The sequence below is a fragment of the Lactobacillus amylolyticus genome, assembly GCF_003999355.1.
Classification (GTDB): Bacteria; Bacillota; Bacilli; order Lactobacillales; family Lactobacillaceae; genus Lactobacillus; species Lactobacillus amylolyticus.
Map to the genome: position 1 here is coordinate 1,085,936 of NZ_CP031835.1, position 16,393 is coordinate 1,102,328.

At 38.1% G+C, this 16,393-nt stretch carries 16 protein-coding genes, 3 tRNA genes and 3 pseudogenes; 1 reads left to right on the forward strand and 21 read right to left on the reverse strand.

The features are described from left to right. Positions 1-13: 13 nt before the first annotated feature. The 15 genes and pseudogenes from D0Z64_RS05510 to D0Z64_RS05590 all read right to left on the reverse strand — a co-directional run. Complete coding sequence (locus D0Z64_RS05510; RefSeq protein ID WP_127345721.1) at positions 14-712, reverse strand: GntR family transcriptional regulator; 699 nt, start codon at positions 710-712, stop codon at positions 14-16. An 80-nt stretch (positions 713-792) separates the two neighbouring features. After that, on the reverse strand, positions 793-1,908 hold the full coding sequence (locus tag D0Z64_RS05515) for a hypothetical protein (protein ID WP_127345722.1): 1,116 nt from the start codon (positions 1,906-1,908) through the stop codon (positions 793-795). Between the two features lie 45 nt (positions 1,909-1,953). Then, a pseudogene (locus D0Z64_RS05520) lies at positions 1,954-3,511 on the reverse strand (peptide ABC transporter substrate-binding protein). A 163-nt stretch (positions 3,512-3,674) separates the two neighbouring features. Further along, a tRNA-Gln gene (locus D0Z64_RS05525) sits at positions 3,675-3,746 on the reverse strand. Positions 3,747-3,799: 53 nt separating this feature from the next. Next, a tRNA-Tyr gene (locus tag D0Z64_RS05530) sits at positions 3,800-3,881 on the reverse strand. 56 nt (positions 3,882-3,937) lie between these two features. Further along, positions 3,938-4,072, reverse strand: a pseudogene (locus tag D0Z64_RS05535) (pyridoxal phosphate-dependent aminotransferase); the annotation flags it as partial. A gap of 417 nt (positions 4,073-4,489) precedes the next feature. Beyond that, positions 4,490-4,561: transfer RNA gene (locus tag D0Z64_RS05540), tRNA-Gln, on the reverse strand. Positions 4,562-4,672: 111 nt separating this feature from the next. Further along, positions 4,673-5,362 carry a glycerophosphodiester phosphodiesterase family protein gene (locus tag D0Z64_RS05545; RefSeq protein ID WP_080881655.1) on the reverse strand — a complete coding sequence of 230 codons (690 nt, stop codon included), beginning with the start codon at positions 5,360-5,362 and terminating at the stop codon, positions 4,673-4,675. Positions 5,363-5,366: 4 nt separating this feature from the next. Continuing rightward, positions 5,367-6,026, reverse strand: coding sequence for a putative quinol monooxygenase (locus D0Z64_RS05550; RefSeq protein WP_006352777.1), 660 nt, complete (start codon positions 6,024-6,026; stop codon positions 5,367-5,369). A 472-nt stretch (positions 6,027-6,498) separates the two neighbouring features. After that, positions 6,499-7,074, reverse strand: a complete 576-nt coding sequence (locus D0Z64_RS05560; protein WP_040457436.1) for a histidine phosphatase family protein — start codon at positions 7,072-7,074, stop codon at positions 6,499-6,501. Between the two features lie 67 nt (positions 7,075-7,141). Then, complete coding sequence (locus D0Z64_RS05565) at positions 7,142-8,002, reverse strand: SEC10/PgrA surface exclusion domain-containing protein (RefSeq protein WP_006352780.1); 861 nt, start codon at positions 8,000-8,002, stop codon at positions 7,142-7,144. Between the two features lie 154 nt (positions 8,003-8,156). Continuing rightward, the gene (locus D0Z64_RS05570; protein ID WP_080881658.1) at positions 8,157-8,801 is read right to left on the reverse strand and encodes a nitroreductase family protein; all 645 of its coding nucleotides are present in this window, start codon (positions 8,799-8,801) and stop codon (positions 8,157-8,159) included. Between the two features lie 124 nt (positions 8,802-8,925). Continuing rightward, entirely contained in the window at positions 8,926-9,540 is a 615-nt protein-coding gene (gene apf / locus D0Z64_RS05575) for an aggregation-promoting factor (RefSeq protein ID WP_040457440.1), read from the reverse strand. 562 nt (positions 9,541-10,102) lie between these two features. After that, the gene (locus D0Z64_RS05585) at positions 10,103-10,363 is read right to left on the reverse strand and encodes a DUF1828 domain-containing protein (protein ID WP_080881659.1); all 261 of its coding nucleotides are present in this window, start codon (positions 10,361-10,363) and stop codon (positions 10,103-10,105) included. A 314-nt stretch (positions 10,364-10,677) separates the two neighbouring features. Next, positions 10,678-10,923, reverse strand: a pseudogene (locus D0Z64_RS05590) (DMT family transporter); the annotation flags it as partial. Positions 10,924-11,148: 225 nt separating this feature from the next. On the opposite strand from D0Z64_RS05590, the gene psiE reads away from it, so the two are divergent. After that, entirely contained in the window at positions 11,149-11,559 is a 411-nt protein-coding gene (gene psiE, locus D0Z64_RS05595) for a phosphate-starvation-inducible protein PsiE (protein ID WP_080881660.1), read from the forward strand. 35 nt (positions 11,560-11,594) lie between these two features. Here psiE and D0Z64_RS05600 read toward each other — a convergent pair whose 3' ends face one another. From D0Z64_RS05600 to D0Z64_RS05620, 6 genes are all read right to left on the reverse strand, one after another. Next, positions 11,595-12,464, reverse strand: a complete 870-nt coding sequence (locus D0Z64_RS05600; protein ID WP_080881661.1) for an ABC transporter ATP-binding protein — start codon at positions 12,462-12,464, stop codon at positions 11,595-11,597. 10 nt (positions 12,465-12,474) lie between these two features. Continuing rightward, on the reverse strand, positions 12,475-13,710 hold the full coding sequence (locus tag D0Z64_RS05605) for a tellurium resistance protein TerC (RefSeq protein ID WP_127345725.1): 1,236 nt from the start codon (positions 13,708-13,710) through the stop codon (positions 12,475-12,477). Beyond that, a complete protein-coding gene (locus tag D0Z64_RS05610) occupies positions 13,707-14,819 on the reverse strand; it encodes an ABC transporter permease (protein WP_080881663.1) in 1,113 nt (370 codons plus the stop codon). The genes D0Z64_RS05605 and D0Z64_RS05610 overlap by 4 nt, the downstream gene beginning before the upstream one ends. 153 nt (positions 14,820-14,972) lie before the next feature. Next, the gene (locus D0Z64_RS05615) at positions 14,973-15,317 is read right to left on the reverse strand and encodes an LPXTG cell wall anchor domain-containing protein (protein WP_164742126.1); all 345 of its coding nucleotides are present in this window, start codon (positions 15,315-15,317) and stop codon (positions 14,973-14,975) included. Beyond that, positions 15,289-15,519, reverse strand: coding sequence for a hypothetical protein (locus D0Z64_RS08360; protein ID WP_164742127.1), 231 nt, complete (start codon positions 15,517-15,519; stop codon positions 15,289-15,291). The genes D0Z64_RS05615 and D0Z64_RS08360 overlap by 29 nt, the downstream gene beginning before the upstream one ends. After that, a complete protein-coding gene (locus D0Z64_RS05620) occupies positions 15,513-16,388 on the reverse strand; it encodes a hypothetical protein (protein ID WP_080881665.1) in 876 nt (291 codons plus the stop codon). The genes D0Z64_RS08360 and D0Z64_RS05620 overlap by 7 nt, the downstream gene beginning before the upstream one ends. Positions 16,389-16,393: the final 5 nt, after the last annotated feature.

The window sequence follows — 16,393 nt, forward strand, 5'->3', positions numbered from 1 at the left end:
CGGAGCTTTCTTTTTATTTTGAAAAAGTAAATTCAAATCTTTCGGCTACATAGCGAGCACGCGTGTACTCAAACGGACGACCGTCGGCTAGTTCAGTTACCTGCCGTCTAGTGATCAGAGCCTCGCCCTTTTTTGCCTTCAATAAACGGGCATCATTTTCATTGGCAATAGCCGCAGAAATATGTTCCGTAACTCGGCCGATCTGCAAATTGTTTTTTTCTAAAGTCTCATACAAGTGCGTTGAAATGTTTTCTTTCGAATCATTTTTAACCAAATCATATGGAACCGTAACCACCTCGTGACAAATTGGCGTTTGATCTGCATATCTGATTCTTTCCATCCGCAGAACGTTCATATTTGTTTTCAACTTTAAACGTTCTTTTTCAGAAAGAGATGGCTGGCCAACTTGATAAGAGATCAACTTGCTGGAAGGAACCTGCCCGTTAGCCTCAGTAATTTCAGTAAAAGACATAATCCCTGACATCTTTTCTTGTACTTTTTGGCTAGCAACATAAGTACCACTGCCCAGACGTCGTTCCAAAATTCCTTCGTCTTCCAAGGTCTTAATTGCTTGACGCAAAGTCATTCTCGATACGCCAAACTTGACTGCCAATTGTCTTTCGGCAGGGATTCGGTCTCCTACTTTATAAACATGATTTTCAATGTCGCGCTTGATTTGATTATGTATTTTGATATACATCGGCTCTTCCATGGCACGCACCTCCAAACTCATTATCAATTATAAGCTAAATTGGTCTATATTGCATTGGATAATGATATTTGTTTTCAGCGCTATTTCTTTTTAGCGGTCCAGTGCATCCCAAAAATTCGCACATTTGGCTCTTTATTGCATTCAATTTCAATATTGCTGCGATCGCTGGCCAGAACATTGATATTGAATTCGGCATTGTCTTGAACGGCCAGATCTGCGTCATTCGCATTTAAAACCACGTCATGACCTGCTAATTTTGCCTGATCGCTCAATGCTAAAAAGTATTCATAATCCATATTTCCTGAAAAGCTGACTCGGGTTGCATCGGCCACAACATTATCCTGAAAGTCAGCATGCGCCAAAATTTGCGACGTCATCATTGTGATTTTTGCTTCATTAATTGCCACCAACCGGTTCAAAGTTGAATTTTGAATAATCGTCCGCGTTTTCTTATCAAGATAAACGCCGCCGGCAAAAGTAGAATTAACGATATTGCACCAGCAATCATCACTGATATACAAACATGAATCGTCTTCAGCCAACACCTTAGTATTAAGCATGTTCATCCATGTCTGACCATGAAGAAGAACGCAATCAAGCTGAGAATTATTGATGTCTAATTCGCAGTTGGTTTTAGTAAAAGTATTAGTTGAACCGTGAATTTTAGAATTATTAATAATCGCGGTCCCTTTGCCTTCTAAAGCTAAAGCACAGTACTCAGTTGAAGCGTAATCGATAATGGCGTCGTTCATTTCTAAACGAAAATCGGCATCGGCAAACATGGACAAGGATCCATTTATAATTTTAGTTGAATATAGTTCAAGCGTAACCTTGCCGTTGCAAGCCACAGCAGCAGTATCAGTACCTACGCCTTTAACAATGCAATTGCGCAAAGTCAAATAGCTATTGGCTTCTGGTGGCACAAACAGACTGTTGTGATCAGTATTGGTGTTAATGCACAGATTTTCCAATGTTACATAGCGGCTATCTGCAGAAACAGACACATAGCCCAAGATCGTTGTATCTTCAGGAGTTGCGCCCATCCCTTTAACCGTAATATCAGTTAAGGTAATTCCTTGTGGTAGCTGATAGAATCCTGGCTCAAGAAGTAGAACATCATCTGCTCTTAAATCTTTTAAGGCTTCATGCCAGTCGGTTTCGCTGCCACCGGCACCGACTTTAACTATTCTTGCCATTCAGTCAATCTCTCCTATTACTATTTTGTTAATTATTTTTTACTTCTATTTAATTTCAACATTCCAGTAGTAAGCAACATTGCCATATGGTGAAAGTTTAAATCCTTTAACTTTTGACTTCAACAAGTATGAAGCACCAGCTTGGTATAAAGGAGCAGCAAAGGCATCCTTTTTAATCAATTGGTTTTCGGCAGCGATTAAAGCTTGCAATCTTTGCTTAGGTCGAGCAGCATAAGTTGAGCGTGCAAGCTCGATTTGATGCCAGAAATTCTTGTTCTTGTAATCCTGCTCCAAATTGAATAAACCACCGACAGTTAAGAAATCAAGCGGATCTTCATAACTTGGCTGCCAAGTACCATAAACGAAATCATAAGTGTGGCAGATTCTTCATCAAATTACTTTGGATAAATTCACCAACACGTTTAGCATCATCAACATCTGAAGTTAACAATTCAAGACTGATCTTCTTTTTGCCTAATTGCTTTTGAGCAATCTTCCATTCCTTACGAGCTGCAGCAACATTATAAGTTACCATATCACCAGCATCTTTACGATAGTCCTTGCCAGTGGATGGATCGGTAATAAAGTTGGAAGCAACAATTCCGTTAGATGGACGACCAGCATGCAAAATAGTGTTAACCAGTTGTTTCTTATTGATTGCTTCGCTAATGGCTCTTCTGACGTGGACATTACCAGTTGTCTTACGTTTAATGTTGAAAGTCAAATAGCCATTGGTTGGCGTAACTTTGGAATGATATTCCTTGTTGTTTTGATATTGCTTAACAAAATCTGAACTTAATGGAACATAGTCTAGGCTACCACTTCTGAATAAGTTAACGCCAGTAGAAGTTATTTGTACTACTTGTACGTTGACACGCTTAAGTTGAACAGACTTCTTGTTCCAGTAATTCTTGTTCTTTACAAAAGACCACTTTAAGTTGGAACCAGTCCAGCCCTTAACAACGAATGGTCCATTGTAAACTAGGTTACTGCTGCTGGTACCATATTTGCTGCCAAGTTTTTTAACGACTTTGGTGTCTTGAGGATAAAATTGAGCACCTTCAAGAATTTCTGGCAAATATGGAATAGGATCAGCTAAAGTAACTTGCAGCTTGTACTTGCCAAGAGCTTTAATTCCAAGAGAGTTGACTTTGGCCTTTCCTTGAGTAATTTTGGTCCCGTTCTTAATAATGGCGTAGCTGTCACTGTCAAGAGAAGAGTTTTTAGGATCAACGGTTCTGCGCCAAGCTGTTACATAATCTTGGGCAGTAACCGGATCGCCGTTTGACCACTTGGCGTTTTTACGCAAGGTGAAAATATAAACCTTTTGATCCTTGGAACGGGTAACTTTAGTGGCACCGGCTAATTGCGCCTTATTGTTTTTGTCAAAACGGTACAACCCTTCCATGGAATTCTGCAAAACTTCGGAACTAGTAGTATCCCCGTACTTGCTAGAATCCAAGGTTGAAATTTCATTGGAAGCAGCAGTATTCATTGTTTGTGAATTACTGCTGGAAGAGTTGCTGGAATTAGAGCAGGCAGACAAAACCCCAGCAGCTAACATAACGACAATGCTCAATAGAAATTTTCTCTTAGTTTTCATAATTTTCTTACTTTCTTCTTACTTACAATTTTAAAGTATAGTTAAAAAGCTTCCAATTTTGAAATATTTAGATTCAATAAATAAAATAATTTTTAATTATGAAGGTAAAAAAAGACAAGCCATAAGCTTGTCTTTAATCGGGTTGGGTGTTCGTTTCGAACAATTGGGTTAGCTGGATTCGAACCAGCGCATGATGGTACCAAAAACCATTGCCTTACCACTTGGCTATAACCCATTCGATTGAACTTTTACTTGTTGTTCAATGTACCAGCTGAATAAATTCAGCAATGGAGGCCAGTGGATTCGAACCACCGAACTCAGAGAGAGCGGTTTTACAGACCGCCGCGTTTAGCCACTTCGCTAGGCCTCCGTAACAGCACGTTTATTATAATAACTAAAACGTGCTGAAAATGCAAGTATTTTTTAGGATAAACGAATATAGCCTTCTCCGCCTTTAGCAAAGAATGAGCCGGCAACTACAGCAACATGTGCTTTTTCTGCCAATTCATAAATGAATTTAGTATCATCTTGTTCAAAGCCAGCTGGAATTTTGGCGAAGATGTTGATGGTACTGTAGGCATTGTAAGTGTTGCCTAAGAATTTACCATTGCAGATAAATATCTTATCGTTCAAGGAAAAGAGAATTTGCACCACAGCGGCACATACTTTCCCTTACAACACATATTATATCTTGCATCACATTTTTATTCCATAAATCGGCTTTCATTACTCTTATCTGTGATGCACATCTACTATAACCAATGAACTTTACGAAGCAATTAACAAAGTATTACAGAAATTGCACAAAAGCATAGTATTTTTCTAAAGATAAGACACAATTATAGTCAAATAGATTAATATACAGCACCATTTTGCATCTCTACAATTGTGAAATACTAATCAAAAGCCACAAAATTTAAGCACAAAAAAAGCTTTAACATCGATATTTCCACGTATCGACGTCAAAGCTTAGCCCTATTGGGTTAGCTGGATTCGAACCAGCGCATGATGGTACCAAAAACCATTGCCTTACCACTTGGCTATAACCCAATCTTCAAACCTTTTACTTGAATTGGTTCTATTTGGATGATCACTCAATCACCCAACAGGTATAAGTATAGGTGAAACGGGGTAATGAGTCAAGGAAAAATTTAAAAAATATTATTTTTGTACTTCATCACGAATCCGCATGATCTTCTTGTAATCATTGGTAAATAAACCGGCCACGCCTAACTTGCAGTAGTGTTTGGCAAGCCAAGAATTATCTACTGTCCAGATTCGTTCAGTCACCGGCTGGGAACTGCGCAAATAATGCTCTGGATGAATCCCAGCAAAATGATTCTTCTTTGCGATCTCAGCTGGGTGCTTCAATCCTTTAACCAAATAGCAATATTCTTCATCAGCATCTAGTTTCTGTGCAATCTTCAAAGTCTCATAATTAAATGAAGAAAAAATAATTGGATGCACAAAATGATACTTCTTAGCTAAATCCAGTACCGTCTTTTCAATGCCCTGATCATGAACCTTATTGGTTTTAAATTCCAAATTGATATAAAGGTCCTTATCTTGCAAAACATCAAATAGCTCACTCAACTTGGGAACTGGTTCGCCATTAGCCAAATGAAACTTTCTGATTTCAGCTAAAGTGTAATCTTTGATATAGCCCTTGCCATCAGTTGTTCGATCAATCTTTTCATCATGCATGACAACAGGAACGCCATCTCTAGTCAAATGTACGTCGAATTCGACGCCCTCACCGCCATGACTGACAACATAACGAAAACCTTCCAAAGAATTTTCCGCAAATTTAACCGGATAACCACGGTGGGCAAAAATAATCGTCTTTTTCATTTTGTTAGTCCATTACGATTGGTCCTTGAACGGCCATCACATCACGAGTTAATTCATGAAGCTGCTTGTCCATAACAATGTCTTCGCTGCCCTTGATATAGTCAACGAACCACTTGCTCTTAACGTGCTTGTCATAAGCTTCGTCATTTGCATAAACTTCGAAGAACAACCATTCATTTTCGTTTTCTTTATTTGAACCAGCCATCAAAATTTCAACGCCTGGTTCTTGGGCAATTGCACGACGCATTTCTTTCTTCACAGTTGCTGCGAATTCATCATGTTTGCCGTCAGCAATTTCAACCTTGGCAACACGGATGACGAACTTGTCTGCGTAAGCATCAAGTGCTTCCTTAGGCTTAGTAGTGATCCATTCGCCGTTTAAATCATAAACCTTCTTGCTGGTTGCCATGTTGCTAATGGTCTTGTCGTAGTGGTCGAAATAGTTAGCCATGCTGTGAATTTCATAAGCCTTTGGGTTTCTGTAAAGTTCAACAATGTAGTTGTCTTCGCCTTCAGTGTCTTCATGACCGCTAGCTAAGAGCAAAGTGCCTTCTTCAGCTGGAATTGAGTTTTCAAGTTCTGCTTCTTGCTCTTTTCTAAAGCCGGCTCGGTCTTCTTTTTTGATTTTTACTTCACTGATTTTAAAAATAGGTTTGTTGTCCATTTTTACGCCTTCTAATAAATAAATTAATCTCCGAGTTCTATTCTAATGTTATTTAGCAAAAATGGAGAAAAATTTTTCACTACTGTTTATTGTTTAACTGTCACTCTTCTTATTGCGTCAAAATCTGATTTATTTTTCATTAGGACATTTCTTAAGTCTAATTCATTTTGAATTTTGAAAAAGTAATCATCAGAAATTCCGAAATATCTGCCTAATCTAATCGATGTATTCAGCAGTAATTTTTCTACGATCATGCAAAATATCCTGAATTCTAGAAACTGGCACATTTATTATCCCCCCTAATGACAATCAACTATTTCAACATTGTAGAAATCACCGTTACTGTAATTAAAGCAAATTCAATATTGTTTTTGACCTAATTTGGTTAAAGCTGAATCACAACTACCTTGCATGCAGTGACGTGCTTCAAAATAAATTTGTCCAGGTTAAACTAAATAAATCGTAACTGCCATTATTCAACCTTCTCTGCAGGCCAAACATAATAATCAAAATGCGGCTGGTCGTTTTCAAACGTCAATTTAACAATGCTGGCATTAGCGAACCAGTTAAATTCTTGCCGGTTGGTAAAAGTGCGCACGTATTGTGCCAAAATATCCCCGTGCCCAGTAACTAAGGCTGTTTGACCATCCTTCATTTGACTAAGGATTGTTTTGACAGCGCGTTTCATGCGTAGCAAAACATGTTCATCAGTTTCCATGGTCGGATCAATATTTTTATTGTTATAGTTCCAAGGAAGCAGGAACTCATCGCGCCCTTCAAAAATGCCGTAGCTTTTTTCGCGCAAATCTTTCAAACGCGTGTAGTCCATTTGGTGGTCCATAATAATTTCCAGCGTATCACTGGCTCTTTCTTGCGTCGACGAAAAAGCTATATCGAACTTGATGCCTTTTTCTTTAAAATAATCCCGCGCTGCTTCAACTTGGCGAATTCCCTTGCCATTAAGGGGTGAATCGCAGCGGCCTTGTACTTTATGATAATAATTGAAATATGTCTGCCCGTGGCGAACTAAATAAACTGTCTTGGTCATCTTTTCCTCCATGATGCAGCTATTATAACAAAAAAAGCACGCTGAAGTCAGCGTACTAAATAAGCTATTAATTTACTTTGAAATTAAGGTTGTATTTTGGATCATTAACGGCAAAATGCGGCACGCCAATAAAGTGCAAACTGTAAACTTTGCCGACCTTGGAAATGCTAAAGCCGTAGTAATCATAGTCGCCATCATGAGGTGAGCCTTGCGTATTAAAGAGGTCACCAGCGTGTTCCCATTCGCGGTAGTAGGACTTTTTGCTAATAGCTTTTTCATTTGGACCAGTATAACCGAAGATCATTTGCTTTAAGGCAAAATAAATATTTTTCTTCATCTTGGTCATCGTAATTTTAGTCCGTGGTTCGTAGTAGCCTGCCATATCTTCAACGTAGTTATCATCAAAGTTTAAGCCATTCTTCTTGCAGGCACGGACGATTCCGGCAACATAGTGGTCGCCATTGTTAATGCCGCGCTTATTGGCAACGTATTCTTTAGCAATGTCTTTAGCTAGTTTTTGCGCGCCGGAGCTGTAAACCCATTTAGGCAGGCCAAGCTGGGTGCGTGCTTGATTGATTAAGCGCAAAGAAAAACTTGTCAGCTCTTGCAACTGCGCCTTTGTCAACTTATTAGGATTAATCTTGGTCCGATTATCCTTTGCACTTTCACTAGCGTTAGTGCGGCTAAAAGTATTTTCTTTCATGCCCTTCATTGAGGCTTTGATAAATTTAGCACTAGGCTTGCCTTGATATGCTTTAAGCAGTGCTGATTTAGTATAACCAGCCGGCAGTTTGATTTTGGCTTTGGCATATTTGGTCTTAGCCTGAACCGTTGGTACTGGCAGGAGGCTATCTTTAACGCTGACCCCGCCGAAAAAGAGCAAACTAGCTAAACTAATTACGGTTAAAAATTTTTTCATCTTCACCATTTTCCCTATTTATCAGAATATAAATCGTATTTTAACACGGAAGGCTCCTGTTTCACTATACATCCGCTAGTTTTATTGGAAAAGAAAAAAGCCTGGGTTAAACCTAGACTTAATTGAGCAAAATTTGTTTATTCTTCTGATAGGGTTAAATTTTCTACTCAAAATCAACTAAATCATCAAGTGGATATCTCGTCGTCGTAATCTCGGCATCAGCCTTTGGATCATGCTTGCCAATTGCAATTGCCATCACCGGCACATATTGCTTCGGATCAAGTCCCATTACAATAGCAGCCTTTCCTGCATCATAGCCAGCCATTGCATTAGTTTCGTAGCCATGTTCGCGGGCAACCAGCATAAATTGCATTGCCGCAAGCGAAGAATCGACCATTGAATCAGCAACCAGCATTTCTTTAGGTGCTTTTTCATAAAGCGGCATAAAAGTATTCAAGGCCGCCTCCATTGCTTCTTTAGTTACCTTCTTTGCTTTATACATGCTGTGCCACAACTGACTGTACTTCTTAAAGGCAAGCGTATTGCCAAAGAATAAAACGACGGCAGAACTATTGTCAATTTGCGGGAAATTGAACTTCATAAAATATTGATGCAGTTTTTTTCTGCCTTCGTCAGTATCGACAACAATGAATTTCCAAGCTTGCAGATTGCAGGCAGATGGTGCAGTAATCGTTTCTTGCAGCATTTCTTTGATTTCAGCGCGACTAATTTTTACAGTCGGATCAAATCTGCGAACAGAATGTCTTTCCGTCAGAATTTGGTGAAAATCGTTATTAACTATAGCCATAATTATTCTCCTATTGTCAAAATTGTTATCGCTTACATAGTTTAATAATATCATGTTTTAGATTCCATTACATTAAAAAAGTCTAGGCAAAACCTAGACTTAAAATTATTCTTCTGTTTAAAAATTAATACCAGCCATTAGCTTCCCAAAAAGCTTTAGCTGCAGTCCATGAACCATAACGGCTTTGAACATAATTATCAGCGGCCTTTTCTTGGTTAGCGGCAGAATAGTCACCATTTAAGTATGCAGATGAGAGTTGATATTTACCAATGTAAGAACCGTTTTGAGCGGTGTATGAACCACCAGATTCTTGGTTAGCGATCCAAGCCTTAGCTTCTGCTTCTGAACCAGAAACAGTTGAGGTATTTTGACTTGAAGCAGTGTAGTTTTGCGTTGGTGCTTGAGAAGAAGCGGTATTTTCAGTTTGAACTGGTTTTTCCTTAACAACCTTAACCCATTGGTTCTTGCCCAAGTCGTACCACTTGTCGCCTTTTTTGTCATAAGCAGTTTTGATAACTTTCCAAGAAGTACCAGCATCCAAAACTTGTTTTCTAGCCTTCTTGCCCTTCTTGTATGAGTTATAAACTTTAGTGTCCTTGTGAACTGTGTATACTGAAGCATCGTTTTCAACGATTGCAGCTTGTGCTTCATTATTTTTAGTGTTGCCGATGGCAGCAATGCCGGCGATTGATAAAGCGGCAACAGCAATTGATTCTGTAAAGATAGATTTAAGTTTCAAAAAATATCTCCTTAGTAATAAGTACTTTCTTTTTTCATTCTGTCTCACATCTGACAGTCCTTATCATACTGGTTGAAAGTTTCAAAACTATAACAGAACCATCACTTCCAGATTAAGAAATTATTACTCAAAATAATACATTCGTAATATTGTAACAATAAATGTAGCAAAGCACTTTTTAAAAAGAATATGATAGTACCAAGACTTGTGAATTATTTTGCATAATAAAAGTACATGTGTTTGCTAGTAGCAAGTTGATCTTCTTTTACAAAATATTGCAATACTCTTGAAAAAATGTTCTTTGCTAAATAGTTGTCATATAATAAGTGTGAGATTCTGAATAAAGCGAGGTAAGAATAATGACTAAGTACGTTGTTAAGTTAAGCGAAGAAGACTTACAAATTATCAAGGATTGTCACTCAAAGAACCCTTCAATCATGAAGGCAATGAATGACGCTAAAAAAGTTGAAGACTAATTAAGTTAATTAGTTACCTAAAAAAGAGCTAGGCAAGATGCCTAGCTCTTTTAGTTTGTATTTAAAAGCGTAATTTCTAAAATCATTTATCCAAAATCTCGAATTTTCGGACTTAATTCCGTAAGAGAAATATCAGTCATTTCCAAGATATTTCGTTTAAATTTGACCGGATATTTAGCACTTATTTTAGCAATAATATCTTGAGGATCATTATTAAAAGAAGTATTCTCTTGAATATTTTGGTACGTCTCTCCTAAATCAGTCAGAGTGAAAGAATTTGAATCTTCGTCAAGATAAAAAACAATATTATTTGAAAAAGCATCTAAAATTGTCGTATAAATTTCCATACGATGTAAATCAATTCGATCAAAAGTTATTTGATTATTATTCCAGTCTTGCCAATTTTTTCGATCCCCATCGTAGTTAGGTCTGTCATATCAATCATGGTTCACATCTCCTTTAATCTTAATTGTAAATCTGATCCATATTTAGTATTTGTAAATTATAAAGTTTTAATTAGTGATTCAACACAGTCAATCGAATTATCAAAAATTAAATAAGGCAAAGAATAACATTTCATATAACTAAAATGTCTCTTACTGGGTGAAAACTCATTTATATCATAAATATTGACACGCGGTCCTTTTACAATAGTTCCATTTAAATTTTTATGAAAAAGAAAAATTCCCACCAAAACCGAACCTACTGCACCAATTCCTATCCAAACCGGATATGCAATACTAATAGGCAAATGTTTCGTTGCAAAAACTAATCCCGCGAAACTAAGAATCATCCCAACTATTGTTAAAAAAGAATAGAATAAATTGCTAAATCCCTGACTCAATTTCATCATTGTTGACCAAAAAACTTCAAACAATCCTGCAATAATCAAACAAATCAAAGACATTGATTATACCTTTCGCACAAAAAAAGATAGTAACTACTTTCTTCAAAGACCTAATGAAAGCAGTCGCTATCTCGCTTAATTTTCCTCGGGGGGGAATATTTACTTTTTACGACAACATCTTAACAAATTATTTTTGTTTCAGCAAATTTCTTTGGAGTTAACTCCAAAATTTTTAGAAGACAATCTTTGCTATAATAAAAGAAATTGATGACAAAGGATCTTTTTATGAAAAAATTTACGCAAATAATGCGCCACTACGCCTACTTCTTGCAGGCCCTGCTTGTAGTTGCACTTGGACTATTAGGCCTATTATTAATCGCCCTCTTATTTAGAGAATTATTGCCACTCTTCCAAGCCCTGTTTTCGACTTCGATTTCCAAGAGTAACGCGCAAATCATGGATGAAATCATCGTCTTTTTCCTGTTCTTCGAATTTACGGCGATGATTATTTCAGCACTGCTTCATCACGGTCACACTAGTCTTGAATTCTTGCTGGACCTTGGCGCCACCGCTTTAGTGCGAGGACTAATTACTCATCACAGCAATATTGAAGAAACGATTGGCATTGCGGTTGCAATCTTAATTTTAATTGTCAGCATGGCTATTTTTCATAAATATATCAAAGATGAAATGTAAGAAAAACGATCAGAATTTTGTTCTGACCGCTTTTTTTAATTATAAAATTTATCAAACAAGTCCTCGACACTCACCGAAGCAAAGGAATACGGAATCTGCTTCTTAGTTAAAGTACTGAGCATCTCGCCTAATTCTTCTTTAGTTAATTTATTGCTATCAATTAAGAGCATCTTGTCGGGTAGCTCTTGATAAGCAATTTTTCCTAAAATGTCTTTTACTTCTTGATCGGCGCGAATCTTCAAATACAAGTCGCGCTTTTCTTTTACCCGATAATCTTCAATGACGTGCCCATGACCCAAAAATAAAATGCGGTCTGCATAGCTTTGCAAATTGTTGAGCAGATGTGAAGCAATGATAATCAGCTTGTTTTCTTGGCGCAATTGCTCCAAAACTTTCGAAATCAGTTCGACGTTCTGCGGATCAAGCCCGTTCATTACTTCGTCTAGGAGCATCACCGGTGTATCGGCGGCTACAACCATGGCAAAGCAAAGCCGCTGCTTCATGCCTAAAGAATAGGTCTGCACTTTTTGATCGACATAATTTCCCATTTGCAATAATTTGATAATGTCATCAACCTTCTTTTGTTGGTTGTGCCATAAGTCAGCATATAAGCGCAAATGGTCGCGTCCCGTCATAAAACCAAACAGATCGCTTTGCTCAGGAAAGGCACAGATTCTTTGATGTAGCTGCATGGTCATTTTTTGATTTTGATATTTTAGGCCATCATACTCAACCTCGCCTTCTTGCGGCGTTAAGTTGTGCAGAATTACATTCATTAAAGTTGATTTCCCAGTACCATTTGGCGCAACTAGGCCAATAATTTCACCTTGCTTAAATTCCAGATTTAAGTGGTCGAGTACCCTTTTCTTGCCAAAAGACAAGACAACATCATTTAGTTTCAACATTCTTTTCACCTTACCTTACAACTGGAATATGACGGGATTTACTACTGAGCAACAAACAAATTTCAATAATCACTAGGCAAATAAGAAGCGACAAAATTCCTGCTTCAAAGCCCCAATTAGGCGAACTCATCAGATATGCCAGGTTGCCCGTTAAACTGTCACCAATCGTGAAATAGGTCATTGGCAGTTTTTTCAAAAATGGATAGACATAGCCCATCCCGCTTGAGAAATAGAGAACTTTAGCGCTAACTACAAGCAGACTGCTTAAACTGCCAGCAACATAATCATTGCGGAAAATCAGCGACAAAAGAATTGTTAAGCGAATGGCAATTAAGACGATGATTAAGGCAAACATTAAAAATTCGCAGAAATATTGTCCTAAAGTCAGCGTGACAAATGGGACTTTGGTTTGTCCAGTATAATAGGTCGTTTGTAAGTTAAGCGATCCAAGACCGTAACGCGGAGATAGACACAAAATAGTGACTAAGAAGGCCAAGACAAAGTCAAAGAACACAACCACCTCAACCACGGCTGTTTTCAGCCATAAGATCGTGCCTTTGCTCAACGGAATATTTTTCAAAACCGTCCGATATTTTTGATCGTTGGTCACCACGTCAGCCGCAAAAAAACAGACAGTTATTAATAAAACTAGCACCGTCCAGCCTTGTAGCGATTGCTGCAGCCGCTGCAAAGCAGTGCGCTCTTCAATGACATTTTGATTCAAATTGGCTTTACTCTTGAGTAAACCGCGGTAAAAGTAAACTGTTCTTGAATACCCATGGTGGCCGTCAAGAATATAATTTAGACCGCTGCTGTATTCACGCGGATACAAAAAGTTTTTGTCAGCATTATAAAAAATCTGATAATCGATAAATTGGTGCCACCTCATCGAATACTTGACATATTGCCGCCAATTCTGCGTTTTGATGGACTTTAAACACATCCGGTCGTCTTTTAAAACCTGCGGATAAGTTTTCACAGCGGCAACGGCGCCGTCACTTGGCGTATAGTGCATACCAGGTTGGCGCGCCTGCTCAATTTCTTTTTCTGAATGCTTCAAAAAGGCGCTGTAATTGCGATATTCGGATCTAATCTTGTAGTAATCGACGCTTTCAATGACATGGTGATTAGGCGCACTGATAAGGCCAAAGTAAAGCGCCAGAATTATGGTTAGGATAATTAAACCAATGTTTTTGGGATTGAGCAAAAAGGCCTTTAATTCAAAAGTGAAATATTTGCGCTTCATTTTGCAGCCCTCCCTACACTCCATCTAAACAGCAAGGCAAAAGTCCCGGCCCAAAGGAGCAAAATTACGATGGCACTAACAGCATTTAAGTAGGAAAGTCCTGTTTGCTTGGCAATCGTGCCTGAAAGAACATTGCCGATATTGACGTAAGCTGAAGGCAAGAAGCACAAATAGCGCAAGAGTTTACCTGGCAAAAACGATAAAACATAGACTACGCTGCCTGCTAAGATCGTTAAATAAACGTTTTTTAGAAGCTGATTGAGAAACATTGCTAAACAAGTGATAAAGATGCCAAAGGCGATCGTATACAGCAAGAAGATGAGAAAGTATTGCCATAAGGCAATGGCACTGATTTTATTTAAATAAAAAACTACCGGATAACTAAGACTGCTGAAACTGTTGCGCAAACCCGCAAATAAATAAGCTAGAATGACGGCAACTATTAAAGGAACAAGCGTTAGCACCAAATTGATCGCAATTTTTCCGCGGATTTCGTCGTGAATCAGATATGGAATATTCTTTAAAAGCGTTGGGTGGTTCAAATTCATCATCCAAGAATCTGCTGCTAATAAAAGCAGGTAAAAGAACATAAAGATACCGAAAATAGAAAGCAAATAAATGACATAAGTAGCCGAACTCTTGTCGTTCATGACAATCGGAATTTTGTGCCTAGATAAATAGCGGTAGGTTACTAGCCGCTGCTGCAATTCAAATTTAGGCGGAACGACCAATGAATAAGCACCGCGATAATGAGTACGGTAGCCCTTGAGCATTTCTTCATTTAAGTTGGTCATGCTTTGCAAATAATCTTTCGGGCTGTTAAAGACCTCACTATTTTGAATCAAAGCAATGCTAGCCTTTTGCGCTGAAAGATTATTATAGGTTGCGCGATAGTTTTTCTTTCTGAGACTGCTATTATCAAAATAATCCATGTTGATATCAAGCGATTGGTTGTAGGCTTGCCATTCAACGACTCCGTCTCCGATGCGCTGCAACTCAACAACAAATAGGAACAATACTGAGAATATAATTAGAAAACTAACTAACAAAATATTTTTCTTTGCTTTATGTGCAATTGTAAAATTGGCCTTAAAGTAAGTTAAATTCATACTTCAGCATCCTTTTAAAGAAAAGACTATATTAATTTTTTCTTAAATAGTTGCTTTTATTATGAAAGTTGGACGCCCTTTCGTCAAGGGCAGATTAAGGCATATAGTTTTACTGCTATTTCAAATTCTACGGCTAGAACAAAAAATAGTGAATCAGCTATCCCGTCGGATAGTCAATTCACTATTTAGCTTAGAATGTTTTTTATTATTTAAGTGACTTAATTTTTTTCTGCTTGCACCGGCAAGGCAAATGAGACCAATCAAGCCAAGCGTAGCACTGATAATTGCTGCAGCTGACTTCTTTTCACCAGTTTGTGGCAAGGTCTTAGCATCTTTTTTAGCAGCTAAGACTTCTGCAGCTGGAGCTTTCTTGCCAACTTTTGCATTGGCAAGTGCTACTGGAGCCATTTGACCGCCGCACTTAGCAACCTTGGTTGCCTTAGGCTTAACATTCTTTGCACCATTGTTCTTAGATAACTTTTTCAGCCTTTGGAGCAACGGTTTTGGTGCTATCGTTATTAGCTGAATTGTTGTTATTGTCTGCAGCTGTTGGAGCAGTTTCTGGAAGTGGTGCAACATTAGTATCACTAGTATTACCAGCATCAGTTGGTTCAGCTGGAGCTACTGGTTGATCTGGAGTGGTGTTGCCTGAATCAGGTCTTGCAGTAATCGTAACTGTTACAGTCTTGGTGATCAGCATTCTTGAATCGTTAGAACCCCATTCAGCTTGTAGCCAACAGTTATAGTGTAAGTACCAGCTGGAGTGTTAGCATCAATAGATGAAACACTTTGGCCTTGAGCGTTTGTAATGCTTACGATTTGAGCATCACTAACATTGCCAGCAACATTATCAAAGCAGTAACCGATGTTAGTGCCTTGAGGGTTTTCAACATTAGTTACGCCGTTTACAAGATCAGAAGCATTAAAGTTAGCTGCCTCATTTGAACCTTGTTCAAAGGTTTGATCTTGAGTATCCAAAAACTTGTGAACTTCAACATAGAAGAAGTGTGAACTTTGACCATTTTGATTTGCTTGACCAGGGTTGGCGAGTTTTAAACCACCCTTAGTGTCATATGAGTAGTAGGCAACTGGAACTTGGTCGTTAGTGTTATCTGGGTTTACTGAGTAACCGTATTTTTGCAAAACTGCTTGAATTGCGGCTAAGTTAAGATGGTAAGTACCGCCTTGGTATAAAGTATTGTTATTGCCGAATTCATAACCAGAATTATTAATTTCCATGACATCGCCAATCTTTGGCAATTCGTTTGCAAAAGCTGAGTCATCGATTAAGGTGTATGAACCGTCATTGTTACGAACAGTCAAATTGTAACTGCCGTTAGCAACTTGATCTTCGGTCAAAACTGTCTTTGGTTCGTTGATTGTATGAACAAGAGTCCTAGTATTATAATTATTCCAATTAGCTGGATCAATAACGTTTATATTGTCCGTACCCTTTTCATTAACAACAAGTGGCACATTTAATCTTGCAGTTACACCAACAGGAATTACACCTTTAAAACCAATTTGATGTGCAACTGAAAGAGCATCTTTAACATGTTGACTAACCATTTCAT